At 72.9% G+C, this 16,324-nt stretch carries 17 protein-coding genes and 1 pseudogene; 5 read left to right on the forward strand and 13 right to left on the reverse strand.

All coding sequences use genetic code 11. From position 1 onward, the window contains the following. On the forward strand, positions 1 to 199 hold a 199-nt coding region (locus tag KBY32_RS33265; RefSeq protein ID WP_210982703.1), incomplete at its 5' end, for an LPXTG cell wall anchor domain-containing protein. Positions 200 to 267: 68 nt separating this feature from the next. On the opposite strand, the gene KBY32_RS33270 is transcribed toward KBY32_RS33265, so the two are convergent. From KBY32_RS33270 to KBY32_RS33295, 6 genes are all read right to left on the reverse strand, one after another. Then, complete coding sequence (locus KBY32_RS33270; protein WP_115509077.1) at positions 268 to 1,050, reverse strand: SGNH/GDSL hydrolase family protein; 783 nt, start codon at positions 1,048 to 1,050, stop codon at positions 268 to 270. 72 nt (positions 1,051 to 1,122) lie between these two features. After that, positions 1,123 to 2,136 (reverse strand): hemolysin family protein, encoded by a 1,014-nt coding sequence (locus KBY32_RS33275; protein ID WP_210982704.1) that lies wholly within the window; start codon positions 2,134 to 2,136, stop codon positions 1,123 to 1,125. Beyond that, positions 2,133 to 3,476, reverse strand: coding sequence for a hemolysin family protein (locus KBY32_RS33280; RefSeq protein WP_210982705.1), 1,344 nt, complete (start codon positions 3,474 to 3,476; stop codon positions 2,133 to 2,135). The genes KBY32_RS33275 and KBY32_RS33280 overlap by 4 nt, the downstream gene beginning before the upstream one ends. A gap of 143 nt (positions 3,477 to 3,619) precedes the next feature. After that, on the reverse strand, positions 3,620 to 4,045 hold the full coding sequence (locus tag KBY32_RS33285; protein ID WP_055622371.1) for a GNAT family N-acetyltransferase: 426 nt from the start codon (positions 4,043 to 4,045) through the stop codon (positions 3,620 to 3,622). A 65-nt stretch (positions 4,046 to 4,110) separates the two neighbouring features. Next, positions 4,111 to 6,684, reverse strand: coding sequence for an FtsX-like permease family protein (locus KBY32_RS33290; RefSeq protein WP_210982706.1), 2,574 nt, complete (start codon positions 6,682 to 6,684; stop codon positions 4,111 to 4,113). Positions 6,685 to 6,687: 3 nt separating this feature from the next. Then, positions 6,688 to 7,536, reverse strand: coding sequence for an ABC transporter ATP-binding protein (locus tag KBY32_RS33295; protein ID WP_055622483.1), 849 nt, complete (start codon positions 7,534 to 7,536; stop codon positions 6,688 to 6,690). Positions 7,537 to 7,747: 211 nt separating this feature from the next. Here KBY32_RS33295 and KBY32_RS33300 point away from each other — a divergent pair, with 211 nt between their 5' ends. Beyond that, entirely contained in the window at positions 7,748 to 7,987 is a 240-nt protein-coding gene (locus KBY32_RS33300) for a hypothetical protein (protein WP_055622369.1), read from the forward strand. Between the two features lie 4 nt (positions 7,988 to 7,991). After that, positions 7,992 to 8,366 carry a hypothetical protein gene (locus KBY32_RS33305; RefSeq protein WP_055622368.1) on the forward strand — a complete coding sequence of 125 codons (375 nt, stop codon included), beginning with the start codon at positions 7,992 to 7,994 and terminating at the stop codon, positions 8,364 to 8,366. Positions 8,367 to 8,371: 5 nt separating this feature from the next. Here the strand turns inward: KBY32_RS33305 and KBY32_RS33310 are convergent, their stop codons facing one another. The 4 genes from KBY32_RS33310 to bioB all read right to left on the reverse strand — a co-directional run bounded on the left by KBY32_RS33310 (position 8,372) and on the right by bioB (position 12,636). Next, on the reverse strand, positions 8,372 to 9,073 hold the full coding sequence (locus KBY32_RS33310) for a class I SAM-dependent methyltransferase (protein ID WP_210982707.1): 702 nt from the start codon (positions 9,071 to 9,073) through the stop codon (positions 8,372 to 8,374). Between the two features lie 318 nt (positions 9,074 to 9,391). Beyond that, positions 9,392 to 10,108 carry a dethiobiotin synthase gene (gene bioD, locus KBY32_RS33315; RefSeq protein ID WP_210982708.1) on the reverse strand — a complete coding sequence of 239 codons (717 nt, stop codon included), beginning with the start codon at positions 10,106 to 10,108 and terminating at the stop codon, positions 9,392 to 9,394. 1 nt (position 10,109) lies between these two features. Then, positions 10,110 to 11,390 (reverse strand): adenosylmethionine--8-amino-7-oxononanoate transaminase, encoded by a 1,281-nt coding sequence (locus tag KBY32_RS33320; protein ID WP_210982743.1) that lies wholly within the window; start codon positions 11,388 to 11,390, stop codon positions 10,110 to 10,112. Between the two features lie 16 nt (positions 11,391 to 11,406). Continuing rightward, the gene (gene bioB / locus KBY32_RS33325) at positions 11,407 to 12,636 is read right to left on the reverse strand and encodes a biotin synthase BioB (RefSeq protein WP_055622365.1); all 1,230 of its coding nucleotides are present in this window, start codon (positions 12,634 to 12,636) and stop codon (positions 11,407 to 11,409) included. Between the two features lie 146 nt (positions 12,637 to 12,782). On the opposite strand from bioB, the gene KBY32_RS33330 reads away from it, so the two are divergent. Further along, positions 12,783 to 13,910 (forward strand): 8-amino-7-oxononanoate synthase, encoded by a 1,128-nt coding sequence (locus KBY32_RS33330; RefSeq protein ID WP_210982709.1) that lies wholly within the window; start codon positions 12,783 to 12,785, stop codon positions 13,908 to 13,910. A 54-nt stretch (positions 13,911 to 13,964) separates the two neighbouring features. Here the strand turns inward: KBY32_RS33330 and KBY32_RS33335 are convergent, their stop codons facing one another. Both KBY32_RS33335 and KBY32_RS33340 read right to left on the reverse strand, forming a co-directional pair. Further along, positions 13,965 to 14,192, reverse strand: a complete 228-nt coding sequence (locus KBY32_RS33335) for a DUF397 domain-containing protein (RefSeq protein ID WP_055622363.1) — start codon at positions 14,190 to 14,192, stop codon at positions 13,965 to 13,967. A 9-nt stretch (positions 14,193 to 14,201) separates the two neighbouring features. Further along, complete coding sequence (locus tag KBY32_RS33340) at positions 14,202 to 15,068, reverse strand: helix-turn-helix transcriptional regulator (protein WP_055622362.1); 867 nt, start codon at positions 15,066 to 15,068, stop codon at positions 14,202 to 14,204. Positions 15,069 to 15,281: 213 nt separating this feature from the next. On the opposite strand from KBY32_RS33340, the pseudogene KBY32_RS33345 reads away from it, so the two are divergent. Further along, a pseudogene (locus KBY32_RS33345) lies at positions 15,282 to 15,737 on the forward strand (ATP-binding protein); the annotation flags it as partial. A 112-nt stretch (positions 15,738 to 15,849) separates the two neighbouring features. On the opposite strand, the gene KBY32_RS33350 reads toward KBY32_RS33345, so the two are convergent. Next, the gene (locus KBY32_RS33350) at positions 15,850 to 16,323 is read right to left on the reverse strand and encodes a C40 family peptidase (protein WP_055622360.1); all 474 of its coding nucleotides are present in this window, start codon (positions 16,321 to 16,323) and stop codon (positions 15,850 to 15,852) included. Position 16,324: the final 1 nt, after the last annotated feature.

Genomic DNA, 16,324 nt, shown 5'->3' on the forward strand with positions numbered 1-16,324 from the left:
CACCCACCCCGCCTCCCCGACGCCCACGCCCCACGAGCCCAGCCCCGCGCCCTCGCGGACCCCGCCCGCCGGGCCGGAGCGCCCGCACCTGCCCGAGACCGGCTCCGGCGGCATCGTCGGAGGCATCGCAGCCAGCGGCGCCCTGCTGATCACCGGCACGGCCCTGTACCGCCGCAACCGGGCCACCGCCCGCCGCTAGAAAGCCCCCGACGCCCCTGCCACGCCCGAGAGGCACGGCAGGGGCGTCGTCACGACCACAGGGACTCCCTACGCGGAAGGCCCCTCGTACGGCAGCAGCTCCGGCCGCTTCGCCGGCAGTCCGTCGCCCGAGGACCGCCCGGTCAGGCGCCGTCCTATCCAGGGCAGCAGATGCCGGCGGGCGAAGCGCGCGTCCGCGATCCGGCGCGCCACCCAGCGCGGTGGCACCGTGGCCGGCAGCGGCGTACGCCACTCGGTGTCGTCCGGGTCGTAGCCGAGCTCCTGCCACACGGCCTCCGCGACCCGGCGGTGTCCCTCGGCCGTGAGATGCAGCCGGTCGACGTCCCACATGCGCGGGTCGCTCAGCGACGGTGCCCCGTACAGGTCGACGACGATCGCGCCGTGCCGCTCCGCCAGCTGGTCCACGCAGGCGAACAGCTCCTCCATACGGGGCCGGAACCGCTCCAGGACCGGCCCCTGCCGGCCGGGGCTGCGCATGAGCACCAGCTGCCGGCAGGCCGGGGCGAGCTTCTCCACGGCCTCCTCGAGCAGGCCGCGCACCCGGCCCATGTCGCACTTCGGGCGCAGCGTGTCGTTCAGTCCGCCGACGAGCGTGATCACGTCGGCGCCCATCGCGGCCGCCACATCGACCTGCTCGTCGACGATCTGCCCGATCAGCTTCCCGCGCACGGCGAGGTTCGCGTACCGGAAGCCGGGCGTCTGGGCGGCCATCCGGCCGGCGAGGAGATCGGCCCAGCCCCGGTACGAACCGTCCGGAAGAAGGTCCGACATGCCCTCGGTGAAGGAGTCGCCGACGGCGACAAGGCTGCTGTGAGTGGGATTCGTCTGCATGGCGACGGAAATGGTATCCCGGGCTCCATACCCAGCGGTCGGTCGGCCCGGGAATCCCTTCCGTCAGCGCCGTCAGGCGCGCTGCCCGAACAGCTCCCGCAGCACGTCCTCCATGGTCACCAGGCCGGCGAGCCGTCCGTCGGCGCCGAGGACGGCCGCGAGGTGGGTACGGCTGCCCCGCATGGCGGTGAGCACGTCGTCCAGCGGTGTGCTCTCCCGGACGCGGGCGATGGGCCGCATGTCCCGGATCTGGAACGGCGCGTCCCGCGGGGAGGCGTCGAGCGCGTCCTTGACGTGGAGGTAGCCGACGATACGGCGGCCCGAGTCGACCACCGGGAAGCGCGAGAAACCCGACCGCGCCGACAGCTCCTCCAGCTCCTGCGGGGTGATGCCGACGTGCGCGTAGACGACCCGCTCCAGCGGCAGCGCCACGTCGCGGACCGGACGGCGGCCCAGCTCCAGCGCGTCGTGCAGGCGCTCGCGCGCACGCTCGTCGATGAGACCGGCCTCGCCCGAGTCCCGCACCATCTGGGCCAGCTCCGAGTCCGAGAAGGTCGCGGTGACCTCGTCCTTCGTCTCGACGCGCAGCAGCCGCAGCAGCGCGTTGGCGAACGCGTTGATCGTGAAGATCACCGGGCGCAGCGCCCGCGACAGCGTGACCAGCGGCGGGCCCAGCAGCAGGGCGCTGCGGACCGGCTCGGCCAGGGCGATGTTCTTCGGCACCATCTCGCCGAGCAGCATGTGCAGATACGTGGCCAGGGTCAGCGCGATCACGAAGGAGACCGCGTGACCGGCGCCGGCGGGGACACCCATCGCGTGGAACACGGGCTCCAGCAGATGCGCGATGGCGGGCTCGGCGACGATGCCGAGCACCAGGGTGCACAGGGTGATGCCGAGCTGTGCGGCGGCCAGCAGCGCGGACACGTGCCGCAGCCCCCACATCACGCTCTTGGCGCGGCGGTCCCCCTGCTCGGCGTAGGGCTCGATCTGCGAGCGGCGCACCGAGATCAGCGCGAACTCGGCGCCCACGAAGAAGGCGTTGACGACCAGCGTCAGCAGGCCGATGAACAGCTGTACGGCGGTCATCGCCCGTCCTCCTGCGTCTCGTGCTCCGAGGGTGTCTCGAGCGGGGCGTGCAGCAGCACCCGCGCGGCCCGGCGGCCCGCGGCGCCCACCACGTCCAGCCGCCATCCGGCGACCTCGACCGTGTCACCGACGGTGGGGATCCGGCCCAGCTCGGTGGCGACCAGGCCGGCCAGGGTCTCGTAGGGCCCCTCGGGCACCTTCAGGCCGACGCGCGCGAGCTGATCGGTGCGCGCCGAGCCGTCGGCCGAGTACAGCGGCCGTCCCTGCGGGTCGGTGCCGGCGGGCGCGATGTCGGGGGTCTCGTGCGGGTCGTGCTCGTCGCGGACCTCGCCGACGACCTCCTCGACGATGTCCTCCAGCGTGGCCACGCCCGCGGTGCCGCCGTACTCGTCGATGACGACGGCCATGGTGCGCTTGCCGGAGAGCCGGTCGAGCAGCCGGTCGACGGTGAGGGTGGCCGGGACGAGCAGGGGCTCGCGCATCAGCTCGGAGACCGGGGTGCGCGGCCGCTCCTCGGCGGGCACCGTGAGGATGTCCTTGATGTGGGCGGTGCCCACCACCGAGTCCAGGGTGTCGCGGTAGACCGGGAAGCGGGACAGGCCGGTCGCCCGGGTCGCGTTCGCCACGTCCTCGCAGGTCGCCTGGGCGTCTAGGGCGACGACCTGGACACGCGGGGTCATCACGTTCTCGGCGGTCAGATCGGCCAGGTTCAGGGTCCGCACGAACAGTTCGGCGGTGTCCGGCTCCAGCGCGCCCTCGCGGGCGGAGTGCCGGGCCAGCGCGGCCAGTTCCTGCGGGCCGCGCGCGGCGGCCAGTTCCTCGGTGGGCTCCACGCCCATCCGGCGCACTATGCGGTTCGCCGTGTTGTTCAGATGCGTGATGAAGGGACGGAAGACGGCGCTGAACCAGCGCTGCGCGCTGCCCACCCGCTTGGCGACCGCCAGCGGGGAGGAGATCGCCCAGTTCTTCGGGACGAGTTCGCCGACCACCATCAGGACGACCGTCGACAGGGCCGTACCGATGACCAGCGCGATCGAGCTGGCCGTCGAGGGGGAGGCCCCCATGGACTTCAGCGGGCCCGCCAGCAGGGCGGCGATGGACGGCTCGGCGAGCATGCCGACGACCAGGTTGGTGACGGTGATGCCGAGCTGCGCGCCGGAGAGCTGGAACGTCAAATTCCGTACGGCTTTGAGGGCGCCCGCGGCGCCCCGCTCGCCGCGCTCCGCCGCGCGTTCCAGCTCGCTGCGTTCGACGGTCGTCAGGGAGAACTCCGCCGCGACGAACGCGCCGCACGCGAGCGAGAGCAGGATCGCCACCAGAAGGAGGAGCACTTCGGTCATCGGGTCACCTCCGTCCCATGGTCGGACAGGGAGGGAACGAACGCGCGATATCTAAAACTGGGAGGCTCGCCCATGGGCGGAGGCTCACACCTTTCACTGGAGGACCGAAGTGGCGCTCCAATAGTAAAGGATCGGCAAAGCGGTCAGTCGGTGAAGTGCTTCACCCACCGCCGCCACTGGTCCTCGGGCGTGTACCCCGCTGCGCGCCAGGCATGATGCGCACGCGCGTTCCGTTCCAGCACCATCGCGTCGCCGCGCCGGCCGCCCAGCGTCACGAACCTGTCCTCGGCGGCGGCCAGCAGCGCCGAGCCGATGCCCTGCCGGCGCCGGTCCGGGTGCACCGCCAGCCGGTACAGATGGCAGCGCCAGCCGTCGAAGCCCGCGATCACCGTGCCGACCAGCTCGCCGTCCCGCTCCGCCAGGATCAGCGCCTCGGGGTCGCGGGCGACCAGGCGCTCCACGCCGTCCCGGTCGTCGCTGATGCTGGTGCCCTCGGCCGCCGTCTTCCAGAAGGCCAGCACGGTGTCCAGGTCGCCGGCCGTGGCCGGACGCATACGAAGATCATCCATGGTCCGATCCCACCATCGGGCCCGGGGCGCCGCAGGAGTTTCCGGTATGTGGACGCCGTACGCGGTCACTCGTGCGCGATCGCGTCCAGCACGTTCATCCGTGAGGCGCGCAGTGCGGGCAACAGCGCCGCCACGACCCCCACCACCGCCGAGCCGATCACCACCGCGACGATCGTGCCCCAGGGGATCGCCAGCGCCGTCATGCCCTGCAGGGCCAGCACCTGCTGGGCGCACACGCCCCACACCAGCCCCAGCGCGAGCCCGAGGACGGCGCCGAACACGGCGATCACCACCGACTCCAGCCGGATCATCCGGCGCAACTGGCGCCGGGCCAGCCCGATGGCCCGCAGCAGCCCGATCTCCCGGGTCCGTTCCACCACCGACAGGGCGAGCGTGTTCACGACGCCGAGCACCGCGATGACGATCGCGAGGCCGAGCAGGGCGTACACGAGGTACAGCAGGACGGCGATCTGGTCGTGCACCAGCTCCTTGTAGTCGGCGACGTCCCTGACCTGCACCTGCGGATACGGCTCGAGGGCCTTCTCCAGAGCGGCCCGCAGCGCGTCCGCGTCCGTGCCGGGGGCGCCGTTCACGTACACGGCCGCGTCCTGGCCGCCCGGCGCGTACTTCTCCAGCGTGGCCAGGCCGAAGAACACACCGCCCTGGGTGCCGAACCCCTCGGTGGACTCCTGGTCGGTGAGGGCGCTGACCGTGAGGCGCGCCTGACGGCCGCCCTGGAACTCGACGGGCACCGCGCTGCCGACCCGTACCCCGTGCTCCTCGGCGAACTCCCGGTCCATCCCGAGATGCCCGTCCGCGAGCGCGGCGGCCGTGTCCCCGCGCGCGTAGGTGAGATGGGCGACCTCGTCGAGTTCGGGCTCGTACCCGGCGGCGGTGGTCCGCACCCGGTCGCCGTCGGGCAGCCGCAGCGCGATCGTCGTGACCTGCGAGCGGACGACCAGCCCCACGCCCTCCGTGCCGCGGATCCGGTCGGTGATCTCCCGGGGGAAGGGCACGAAGTTGCCGTCCTGCACGACGAAGTCGGCGCCGAGCGTCTTGTCGATCTGCTGGTCGAACGACTGTGTCATCGAGGCGCTGGCCACCGACATCCCGCCGACCAGGGCGAGCCCAATCATGAGCGCCGCCGCGGTGGCCCCCGTACGGCGCGGGTTGCGCAGGGCGTTGCGCTGGCTCATCCGGCCGACCGGCCCGAACAGCGCCGGGAAGGCGCCGCCGAGCACCCGGATGACGGGACGCACCAGCAGCGGACCCGCGACGACCGCGGCGACCAGCGTGAGCAGGATGCCGAGGCCCAGCAGGGACGCGGCCGTCGACGTCTCCGAGGACACGGCGGCACCCACCAGCGCGGCCGCCCCCGCCGCCCCGACCACCGAGCCCGCCACCGCGCGCAGCCGCAGCGGCCGCCCCACGTCCGCGATCTCCGCGTCCGCCAGGGCCGCCATCGGCGACACCCCGGCCGCCCGCCGGGCCGGGAGATACGCGGCGACGAACGTGACGCCCAGCCCGACGACGTACGCGGCCACCGGGGTGCCCCAGCCGATCACCATCTCGCCGGTCCTGATGCGCATGCCGAGCAGGCCCATCAGCTCGATCAGACCGATCGCGAGGCCGATGCCGGCCGCCAGCCCCGCCGTCGAGCCGAAGAGCCCCAGCAGCAGGGCCTCGGTGAGGACCGAGCGCCGCACCTGGCGGCGGTCCGCGCCGAGCGCGCGCAGCAGCCCCAGCTCCCGGGTGCGCTGGGCGATCAGCATGGAGAACGTGTTGACGATCAGGAACACGCCCACCAGGACGGCGACCCCGGCGAAACCCAGCATCACGTACTTGATGACGTCGAGGAACGTGCCGAGCCGCTCGACGTCCGACTTGGCCTGCTCGTCGGCGGTGCGCAGCTCGTAGGCGTCGGCGTCGGCGCCGAGGGCCTGCACGACCCGCCGCTTCAGCTCCGGGTCCGGGACGCCGTCGGCCGCGTCCACGGAGACGGAGGTGGCCGCGTCCGGGTCGCCGAGCAGCCGCTTCTGGGCGGTCGCCGTGTCGAAGAAGACCAGGGCCGCACCGGGGTTGGTGGTGGTGAAGGTCGCGATGCCGACGACCCGCACCGGGAAGGAGCCCCGCGGCCCGATGACCGTGAGCCGGTCGCCGACCCGCACGTCCGTCCGATCGGCGGTGTCGGCGTCGAGCATCACCTGTCCGTCGCCGCGCGGCGCGTGCCCGGAGGTGAGTTCCACGGGGCTGCGGTCCGTCGGGTTCCAGACGGCGGCCAGGGTCGGCGCGCCCGACGTCGGGCTGACCCGCTCGCGGTCCGCGTCGACGACGGTGATGCCGTCCACGTCGACCTCTGCGCGGGCCGCCGCGACACCGTCCACCCGGGCGAGGTGGCCGGCGAGCGCGGCCGGCAGCGTCGGGGTGCGCCCGGAGGGGATCGTCTCGTCGAAGGACTCCTTCGGGGTGACGGTGACGTCCGCGGCCGTCGATGCGAACAGGCGGTCAAAGGTACGGCCGACGGTGTCCGAGAAGATCAGGCTGCCCACGACGAACGCCACTGACAGGAGCACCGCCAGCGCGGACAGCGCCAGCCGCCCCTTGTGGGCGAGGAAGCTCCTGAGCGTCGCCTTGAGCACCGGTCAGCCCTTTCCGAGAGCCGGGCCCTCCCCGGCCTCGACGCCGCCCGGAGCGCGCCCGCCGTCCTCGGACGCGCCGCGGATCACGTCGAACCGCTTCATCCGCTCCAGCACGGCCTCCGCCGTGGGCTGCGGCATCTCGTCGACGATCCGCCCGTCGCCGAGGAAGAGCACCAGGTCGGCGTGGGCGGCGGCGCCCGGGTCATGGGTGACCATGACGACCGTCTGCCCCAGCCGGTCGACGGCCTCGCGCAGGAACCCGAGCACCTCCAGGCCCGCCCGCGAGTCCAGGTTTCCGGTGGGCTCGTCGGCGAAGATCAGCTCCGGGCGCGAGGCGAGCGCGCGGGCGCAGGCGACACGCTGCTGCTGGCCACCGGACAGCTGGGAGGGCCGGTGCCGCAGCCGGTCACGCAGCCCGAGCGTGTCGATGACCTGGTCCAGCCACGCCTCGTCCGGTCTGCGGCCGGCGATGTCCATGGGCAGGGTGATGTTCTCCGCCGCCGTCAGCGTCGGGATGAGGTTGAACGACTGGAACATGAACCCGATCCGGTCCCGCCGCAGCCGGGTCAGCTCACGGTCCTTCAGCCCCGTGATCTCGGTGTCGCCGAGCCAGACCCGGCCCGCCGAGACGTCGTCCAGACCGGCCAGGCAGTGCATCAGCGTGGACTTCCCGGACCCCGAGGGCCCCATCACCGCGGTGAACCGGCCGCGCGCGATGTCGACGTCCACCGCGTCGAGGGCGAGCACGGTGGTCTCGCCCGAGCCGTACGCCTTGGTCAGATCGCGGGCGCGGGCCGCCACCCCGCCGGCCGGCGCGGGACCCGGGACGTACTGCGCAGCTGCTGTGGACAAGGCCGCCTCCTCATGGGACGCCACGACGGCCGCCGGGACGCCGCTCCTTCTCGTCGCCGCCGAGCCTAATGTGATCCACCGCACACCGGGTATCCTCCTGCGGTGCCGCGCCGTCTCCGACCCAGGTGGGGGCCCCGAGACCGGTGTAAGGGGCACACTCCGCCGCCCGGGGACGCTTGCCGTGCTAGCACCCGCGCGCTAGCTTCGAAGTATGGCGAAGACCCAGCTGAACGTGAGAGTGGACGAGGGCACGGCCCGCGCCGCCCGCGAACGCGCCCTGGCCCGCGGGATGAGCGTGAACCGCTATATCGAGGAGCTGGTCCGCCAGGACACCGGCGAGGTCGGTCATACGTTCGTGGAGGCCGCCGCGGACTTCATGAAGCAGTACGAGTCGGTGTTCGCCGACGAGTTCGGGGCCGACCGCGAGGGCCCGCGCGAAGGGCGCCACTGATCCGTTGAGCCAGCTGACCATCGATCTCGCCTGGCTGCTCATGGTCGCCGAGAAGCGCACACCGGGCGACCCCCGGGTCACCGACTGGGGTGCCCTCGTCGCCGCCGTCGCCCGCCATCAGGCCGAGATATTCGACGTCCCCGTGTACGACAGCCCGCAGGCCCGCGCGGCCTCACTGCTGCAACTCCTCGTCCACGTCCCCGCCCTGGAGCGCTCCAACGCGATGTTCGCCTCCGCGGTCGCCTACGCCTACCTCGTGGCCAGCGGCCTGAAGGTCGTCACCTCACCCGAGCAGGTGCGCGACCTCGCCCGTCTGGTGCACAGCGGCGAGGCGTCGGTCCAGGACATCGCGCGGGAACTGGAGAGCTGGAGCCTGTGATGGTCCTACCGCCCGGCTGACGCCTCGTCGGCCGGTGGCCGCCACGCCGTGCCCAGCGTGCAGTACGACGCCGGAAGGACCGGCCCGTTCTCCGGGACCATCAGCCGCCGGTACGGGCCGAGTTCGAAGCCGGCCTGCCGCAGCGCCGCCACCGGGTCGCGCGAGAGATGGCAGCCGCCGCTGACCAGCGGCCACACCGTCCGGTCCAGGACCCGCTGGGTGCGCAGCATCGCGGGCCCGCCGCCCCGGCCGTGCTCGAAGAACCGTACGGCTCCGCCGGGCCGCAGCACCCTGCGCACCTCCGCGAGGGCCCGCGGCACGTCCCGCACACTGCACAGCACCAGCGACAGCACCACCGCGTCGAAGCCCTCGCTCTTGACCGGCAGCGCCTCCGCCGTGCCCGGCACCACGTCCACGGGCACCTCGGCGCGCAGCGCGGCCTCCACGGCCAACCGCCGCAGCATGCGCTCCGGTTCGATGGCGACGACCTCGGAGACGGTGCTCGGATAGTGGGTGAAGTTCAGGCCGTTCCCGGCGCCGATCTCCAGCACCCGGCCCGACAGCCCGCCCAGCAGCCGCTCCCGGATCCGGGCCAGGCCCATCCGGGTCTCGGCGCCGACGCTCGCCCGGGCGTAGTAGCGGGCGAACACCGGATGGTGCACGGCGTCGCGTGGACGGGTGCCCGCACGGGCGGAGCGCAGGGCCATGGGACCTCCCGGGAGAACGGGACTCACTCCCGATTCTCCCCCGAACGCGGCGGACGCACCCCCGCTTCACGCATCCGCCGCGCCCCTGCCCGCTCAGAGCCCCGCCCGCTTCGCGCATCCGCGCGTCCCTGCCCGCTCAGAGCCCGTCCGCTGCGTCAGGGCCCGTCCAGTGTGCGCCTCCGCTGAGTAAAGCCCCGCTCAGAGCCCCGTTGCTGTGCGCCCCCGTCGTGTCAGGGCCCGCTCAGCATCCCGTCCGGTTCGCGCATCCGCGCCTCCCTGCCCGGTCAGAGCCCGTCCCCCCGCCGCCTCAAGCGCCGCTCACAGCCCCGTCCGCTCCCGGAACGCGTCCGCGTCCCATCGGCCGAGCAGCCGGGGGGCCAGCCACTCCGGTGCGCAGGCGCGGAAGCCGGCGGACGGCAGCCCGCCCGCGCCCGCGGGCACCGCGCCGAGCAGCGGCGCCCCCGACACCTCCGGCAGGTCGGCCACATTGCACCGCGACGCCAGATCCGGTTCGCCTGGCCAGCTGCCGATGACCACACCGAGCAGGTCCAGCCCCCGGCGCCGCAGCTCACGGGCCGTCAGCTCGGTCGTGTTCAGGGTGCCCAGGCCGGCCGACGCCACCACCAGGACGGGTGCCGCCAGCAGCTCGGCCGCGTCCGCCAGGGTGCCGCCCGCCTCGTCGAAGCGGACGAGCAGCCCGCCGGCCCCCTCCACCAGCACCAGATCGTGCGCGGCGGCCAGCTTCGCGGCGGCCTCGGCGATCTCCGCCGGACGGACCGGTGCACGGCCCGCCCGCCGCGCCGCCGTCGCCGGAGCCAACGGCTCGGGATAGCGGGCGAGTTCGGCCGTCGTCACCGGACCGGCCAGCCGCGCGACCTCGGCCGCGTCACCGTCCTCGTCCGGTCCGACGCCCGTCTGCGCGGCCTTGAGCACCGCGACCGTACGGCCCGAGGCCAGCGCCGCCGCGGCCACCGCGGCGGTCGTGACCGTCTTGCCGACCTCCGTGCCCGTGCCCGTGACCATCAGTACCGGCATGTCAGCCCTCTCCCGCGGCCGCGCACACAGCGCGGGCGATCCGTGCGACGTCCGCGTCGCCCGTGACGTACGGCGGCATCGTGTAGACGAGGTCGCGGAACGGGCGCAGCCACACGCCCTCGCGCACGGCGGCCGCCGTCGCCGCCCGCATGTCCACCTCGTGGTCCAGCTGGACGACGCCGATCGCGCCGAGGACCCGTACGTCCTTGACGCCCGGCAGGTCAGCCGCGGGCGCCAGACCGGCCCGCAGGCCCGCCTCGACGCGCCGGACCTCGGCCTGCCAGTCCTGGCCGAGCAGCAGCTCGATGGACGCGCAGGCCACGGCGGCCGCCAGCGGGTTGCCCATGAACGTCGGGCCGTGGGCGAGCACCGGGACCTCGCCGCGCGAGATGCCGTCGGCGACGCGGGATGTGCACAGCGTCGCCGCCATCGTCATATAGCCGCCGGTCAGGGCCTTGCCCACACACATCACATCCGGCGTCACCGCCGCGTGGTCCGCCGCGAACAGCGCGCCCGTGCGCCCGAAACCGGTCGCGATCTCGTCGAACACGAGCAGCACGCCGTGCGCGTCGCACGCCTCGCGCAGCACGCGCAGATACGCGGGGGAGTGGAACCGCATCCCGCCCGCGCCCTGCACCACGGGCTCCACGATCACCGCCGCCAGTTCGTCCGCGTGCCGCTCGATCAGCGACCGCAGCCGTTCGGCGTACGCCTCGTCGTACTCGGCCGGGGGCGCGTCCGCGAACAGCTGGCGCGGGAGCACGCCCGACCACAGCTCGTGCATCCCGCCCTCGGGGTCGCACACCGACATCGGCTGCCAGGTGTCGCCGTGGTAGCCGCCGCGCCAGGTCAGCAGCCGCCGCTTGCCGGGCCGGCCCAGCGAACGCCAGTACTGCAGGCACATCTTGACGGCGACCTCGACGGAGACCGACCCGGAGTCGGCCAGGAAGACATGCTCCAGACCCTCGGGAGACATGTCGACAAGGTGCTTCGCCAGGCGTACGGCGGGCTCGTGCGTGAGTCCGCCGAACATCACATGGCTCATCCGCGCCAGCTGCTCGTGCGCCGCCTCGTTGAGCACCGGGTGGTTGTAGCCGTGGATGGCCGACCACCAGGACGACATGCCGTCGACCAGCTCGCCCGAGCCGTCGGCGAGCCGCAGCCGCACCCCGCTCGCCGACTCCACGACGAGCGGTTCGGCGCGGCCGGGCATCGGGCCGTACGGATGCCAGACGTGCCGCCGGTCGAGGTCCAGCAGCTCGGGCACGCTCAGAGCGGACATGCTCAGGCCGGGCAGATCAGGCATTGGGCGCGAGGTCCGTCCCGGCGCCCCGCCGCCGTACGGCGACCAGATCGGTGCGCGGCTCGGCGGCCGGCGCGGCGGGCTCGGCGGCGGCCGTACCGCACACCCCGCCGTCCGCGTGCGAACCGCAACCGGCGCCCTCGTGGGACCCGCATCCGCCGCCCTCGTGGGATCCGCAGCCCCCGCCCGCGTGCGAGCCGCAGCCGCCACCGCCCGCGGTCGCCCGGTGCTCCGGAAGGGTGACCTCGCCGGCGCCCTCCACCTCGAAGCCGGCGTCCGCGATCATCTCCAGGTCGGCCTTGCCGGCCTGGCCCTCGCTGGTGAGATAGTCGCCGAGGAAGATCGAGTTGGCCAGGTGCAGCGCGAGGGGCTGCAGGGTGCGCAGGTGCACCTCACGGCCGCCCGCGATGCGCACCTCGACGTCCGGGCACACGAACCGGACCATCGCGAGGATCCGCAGACAGCGCTGCGGGGTGAGGTTCCACTCCTTGGCGAGCGGGGTGCCCTCGAACGGGATCAAGAAGTTGACCGGCACGGAGTCGGGGTCCAGCTCGCGCAGCGCGTAGACGACGTCGACCAGGTCCTCGTCGCTCTCGCCCATGCCCGCGATCAGCCCGGAGCAGGCGGACAGACCGGCCGCGTGCGCCTTGTTCACGGTGTCCACCCGATCGGCGTACGTGTGGGTGGTCGTGATCTCCCCGTACGTGGACTCCGAGGTGTTCAGGTTGTGGTTGTAGGCGTCCGCGCCGGCCTCGCGCAGCCGCTCCGCCTGCCCGTCCGAGAGCAGCCCGAGACAGGCGCACACCTCGACGCCCTCGTTGCCGTCCTTGATGGCCTTGATGGTCTCCGAGACCCGGTCCACGTCCCGGTCGGTCGGGCCGCGCCCGGACGCCACGAGACACACCCGCTTGGCGCCACCCGCCAACCCGGCGGCCGCGGCCTGCGAGGCCTCGTCCGGCTTCAGCCAGGTGTACTTGAGGATCCCGGCGGTGGAGCCGAGCCGCTGCGAACAGTAGGAGCAGTCCTCCGGGCACAGGCCCGACTTGAGGTTGACGAGATAGTTCAGCTTCACCCGCCGGCCGAACCACTTCCGGCGCACCTTGCCGGCCGCGGCCACCACGTCGAGCAGGTCGTCGTCGGAAGTGGCGAGTACGGCGAGCGCTTCCTCGCGGGTCGGCAGTTCGCGCCGAAGCCCCTTGTCCACCAGCGTGTTCAGCAGGTCCATGGGAGCTGATCCTGACGTACGGAGGGGGCCGGAGCCAAGGTGAGTTTGCACAACCCTGTCGATTCGATGTGTGGGTATTGCCACACCGTGGGCGGCGGTCCCGGCCGCTAGTGTCTGTGCACTGCCTACAAAAGCCCGGAGGAGCCATGGCGTTCGGCTGGATCGACGGACAGGCGGACCAGCGCCGCCGCGCCGGACTGGTACGGACCCTGCGGCCCCGCCCCGCCGACTCCCCGCTCCTCGACCTCGCGAGCAACGACTACCTGGGCCTGGCCCGGCACCCCGAGGTCGTCGAGGGCGCCGCGCGCGCCGCGCGCACCTGGGGCGGCGGCGCGACCGGCTCCCGGCTCGTCACCGGCACGACGGAACTGCACACGGAGCTGGAGCACGAGCTGGCCCGCTTCTGCGGCTTCGAGGCGGCCCTCGTCTTCTCCTCCGGCTACGCGGCCAACCTCGGCGCGGTCACCGCGCTCGCGCCGCACGGCTCACTGATCGTGTCGGACGCGGGCAACCACGCCTCGCTCATCGACGGCTGCCGGCTGTCCCGGGGCAGCACGCAGGTCGCCGCCCACGCCGACCCGGACGCCGTCCGCAAGGCGCTGCGCACGCACGACGGCCGCGCCGTGGTCGTCTCCGACACCGTCTTCTCGGTCGACGGCGACGCCGCCCCGCTGGCCGCCTACGCCGATGTGTGCCGGGAGCACGGCGCCGGGCTGGTCGTGGACGACGCGCACGGTCTCGGGGTCCTCGGCGACGGAGGCCGGGGCGCCCCGTACGCGGCGGGGCTCGCGGGCGCGCCGGACGTCGTCGCGACCGTCACGCTCTCCAAGTCGCTCGGCAGCCAGGGCGGTGCCGTGCTGGGCCCCGCCCGGGTGATCGACCATCTGGTCAACGCGGCGCGGACGTTCATCTTCGACACCGGTCTCGCCCCGGCGGCGGCGGGCGCGGCCCTGGCGGCGCTGCGGCTGCTGGACCGGGAGCCCGAACGGGCCGCGCGGGCGCGGGCGGTGGCGGGCGAGCTGCACACCCGGCTGACGGCCGCGGGTCTGGAAGCGGTGCGTCCGGACGCCGCGGTCGTCTCCGTGCGGGCGCCGTCCCCGGAGGGGGCCGTGCGGTGGGCCGCCGAGTGCCGTGCGGCGGGTCTCGCCGTGGGCTGCTTCCGTCCGCCTTCCGTGCCTGACGGCGTCTCACGGCTGCGGCTGACCGCCCGCGCGGACCTCTCCGAGGGGCAGATCGAACGCGCTGTACAGGTCATCGGTACGACACGACCATGAGTCGGCGTGACACGGCCGGGCGGAACCGGGACGGGCAGAAACGATCAGAAACGGTCAGGACTGGAGTGCGGCCGTGAAGCCCGCCCAGCTCTCGGGGGAGAAGAGCAGCGCGGGGCCGGCCGGATCCTTGGAGTCGCGCACGGCCAGCAGGCCGGTCCAGGGGCCCGCGTGCGGCCGGGCCGTCTCGACACAGTTGTTCGCCCCGGTGCTGTAGCTGCTGCGCAGCCACCGTGCGTCCGGGAGTTCGGTGCTCGACCTGAGGTTCCGAGGCAGTGCGGTCATGGTGCCTCCTTACGCGCCGCCACCTATCGCGGCGATGTGATCCAGCGATTCCTCGGGCGAAAGGGCGTGGAGCCGAAGGGTGTCGAAGGCCTCCGTGTAGGCCTGGAGGTCTTCTTTCCGTTCGAGATAGAGGCTACTCGTCAAGTGGTCGAGAACAACCACATCCAGATCAGAAGTGCTCGAAAATGAGAAGATAACGAAAGGCCCGGTGACGCCGACATGCTCACCGGCCGTGAACGGCAGCACCTGCAGGGTGACTTGGGGCAGCCGCGCCGCCTCCACCAGCCGCTCCAGTTGCCGCCGCATCACCTCGGGACCGCCGACCTCCCGGCGCAGCACCGCCTCGTCCAGCACCGCGCTGAACCGCAGCGGCGGATCGGCCCGCAGCACCTCCTGCCTGGCCAGCCGCACCGCGACCAGCGCGTCGATCCGGTCGTCGGTGCCGTCGTCCGTCCCGCCCGTCGCCGCCCGGGTCACCGCCCGCGCGTACTCGGGCGTCTGCAACAGGCCGGGCACCACGGACGTCTCCAGCGTGCGCATCGCGCTCGCCTGGGACTCCAGACTGATGAAATCCCGGTACGCCGGCGGCAGGACGCCCCGGTAGGCGTGCCACCAGTGGTGCCGCCCGGCGGCGTCGGAGCCGGCCAGCGCCAGCAGCACCTCCCGCAGCCGCGCGTCCCGGACACCGTAGGCGTCGAGCAGCAAGCGCACATCGGCCGGTTTCACCCCGCTGGCACCGGTCTCGATACGGCTCACCTTGGACTGGTGCCAGCCCACCAGGCGGGCCGCCTCCCCACTGGTGAGCCCGGTCCCGGTGCGTAACGCACGCAGTTCCGCGCCCAGTTTCCGGCGGCGTACCGCCGGGCCGTGCTGCATGGGCAACTCCTTACTCCGACCGGGCCGCCCAAATACGGTCTGCCGTCGCAGAGTTCACCGCTTCGAGCGACAGATATATGCATATCTTGGCGGATCGCCACCCGTGACCGCCGCGGTGATGGCAGTCTGGCGGCGAAGCACCAGTCCGGGACCGTACTCGAACCCTCCGCTCCGTGTCGGACTGCGGTCCCGTGGGAAAGGGACGACGTCGCCATGGCAGACCATCTGGAAGCATCCGTCACTCTGCCGAGCGATCCCGCCTCGGTCTCCGCGGCCCGGTCCTATGTGGTCACCACACTCGCCGAGTGGGGACTGCCGTCGGACACGGACACGGCGGACACCATCCGGCTCATCGTCTCCGAACTCACCACCAACGCGGTACAGCACACCCTCGGGCAGTCGCCCACCTTCACGGTGGACCTCGAGCTCGACCGTGACGAGCAGCTGCGCATCGGGGTGACCGACAGTCATCCCCGGTTCCCCAAACGGCTTCCGGCCGCCGTCCAGCAGGACAACGGCCGGGGCATGGTGATCATTCGCTGGCTGACCGCCGAGTGCGGCGGCCGGCTCCGGGTGTGGCCGACCCGTGAGGGCGGCAAGACGGTCTCCATCGAGCTGCCGTGGACCGTACCGGCCTCGCCGGTCACGGTCGCGACGCCGCAGGACCCCCCCTCACAGCCCCGCGGGGCGCCCCACCGGGCGCCCCGCGGCCCGCTCCGCCCCCGTCGGCCCCGGGAGGGTGCCGGCGGGGGTGGGGGCGCCGTCGGCGCCCCCACGAGGGTCACTTGACCCGGCCGTACCAGACGCTCCTGGTCCAGATCTTCTGCAGCCGGACCACGTCACCGCTCTTGGGGGAGTGCCAGATCTTGCCCTTACCCGCGTAGATGCCCACGTGGTAGACGTACGACCCCGAGTGGAAGAACACCAGGTCCCCCGCCTTGCGGTTCGAGGCGGAGATGTGGCGGGTCTTGTTGTACTGCTGGGCCGCCGTGCGGGGCAGCTTCTTGCCGGCCTTCTTGAACGAGTACAGCGTGAGCCCGGAGCAGTCGAACCGGTTCGGCCCCGTGGCGCCCCACTTGTACGGGGAGCCCTTCTTCGAGGCCGCGATCTGAAGTGCCTTCGTCGCCGGTGTGGCGGCCTCCGCCTCCGAGGCGAGACCGGGCGTCACGATCGAGCCGCCCACCGCGGCGAGAGTGAGGGCCGAGGCCGTACCGGCCCTGGCCATGAGCGACGGGACACGATTGAGCGCAGTCATG

This window comes from Streptomyces sp. RK62 (genome assembly GCF_018070255.1).
Taxonomy (GTDB): Bacteria; Actinomycetota; Actinomycetes; order Streptomycetales; family Streptomycetaceae; genus Streptomyces; species Streptomyces nigra.

Bases quoted from the DNA above. Each gene is read 5' to 3' on its own strand.
- KBY32_RS33300 (WP_055622369.1), top strand. From the start codon at position 7,748: ATGGCGAAGACCCAGCTGAACGTGAGAGTGGACGAGGGCACGGCCCGC.
- bioD (WP_210982708.1), bottom strand. From the start codon at position 10,108: ATGCCGGTACTGATGGTCACGGGCACGGGCACGGAGGTCGGCAAGACG.
- KBY32_RS33275 (WP_210982704.1), bottom strand. From the start codon at position 2,136: ATGACCGCCGTACAGCTGTTCATCGGCCTGCTGACGCTGGTCGTCAAC.
- KBY32_RS33330 (WP_210982709.1), top strand. From the start codon at position 12,783: ATGGCGTTCGGCTGGATCGACGGACAGGCGGACCAGCGCCGCCGCGCC.
- KBY32_RS33350 (WP_055622360.1), bottom strand. From the start codon at position 16,323: ATGACTGCGCTCAATCGTGTCCCGTCGCTCATGGCCAGGGCCGGTACG.
- KBY32_RS33320 (WP_210982743.1), bottom strand. From the start codon at position 11,390: ATGTCCGCTCTGAGCGTGCCCGAGCTGCTGGACCTCGACCGGCGGCAC.
- KBY32_RS33310 (WP_210982707.1), bottom strand. From the start codon at position 9,073: ATGGCCCTGCGCTCCGCCCGTGCGGGCACCCGTCCACGCGACGCCGTG.
- bioB (WP_055622365.1), bottom strand. From the start codon at position 12,636: ATGGACCTGCTGAACACGCTGGTGGACAAGGGGCTTCGGCGCGAACTG.
- KBY32_RS33285 (WP_055622371.1), bottom strand. From the start codon at position 4,045: ATGGATGATCTTCGTATGCGTCCGGCCACGGCCGGCGACCTGGACACC.
- KBY32_RS33335 (WP_055622363.1), bottom strand. From the start codon at position 14,192: ATGACCGCACTGCCTCGGAACCTCAGGTCGAGCACCGAACTCCCGGAC.
- KBY32_RS33280 (WP_210982705.1), bottom strand. From the start codon at position 3,476: ATGACCGAAGTGCTCCTCCTTCTGGTGGCGATCCTGCTCTCGCTCGCG.
- KBY32_RS33340 (WP_055622362.1), bottom strand. From the start codon at position 15,068: ATGCAGCACGGCCCGGCGGTACGCCGCCGGAAACTGGGCGCGGAACTG.
- KBY32_RS33270 (WP_115509077.1), bottom strand. From the start codon at position 1,050: ATGCAGACGAATCCCACTCACAGCAGCCTTGTCGCCGTCGGCGACTCC.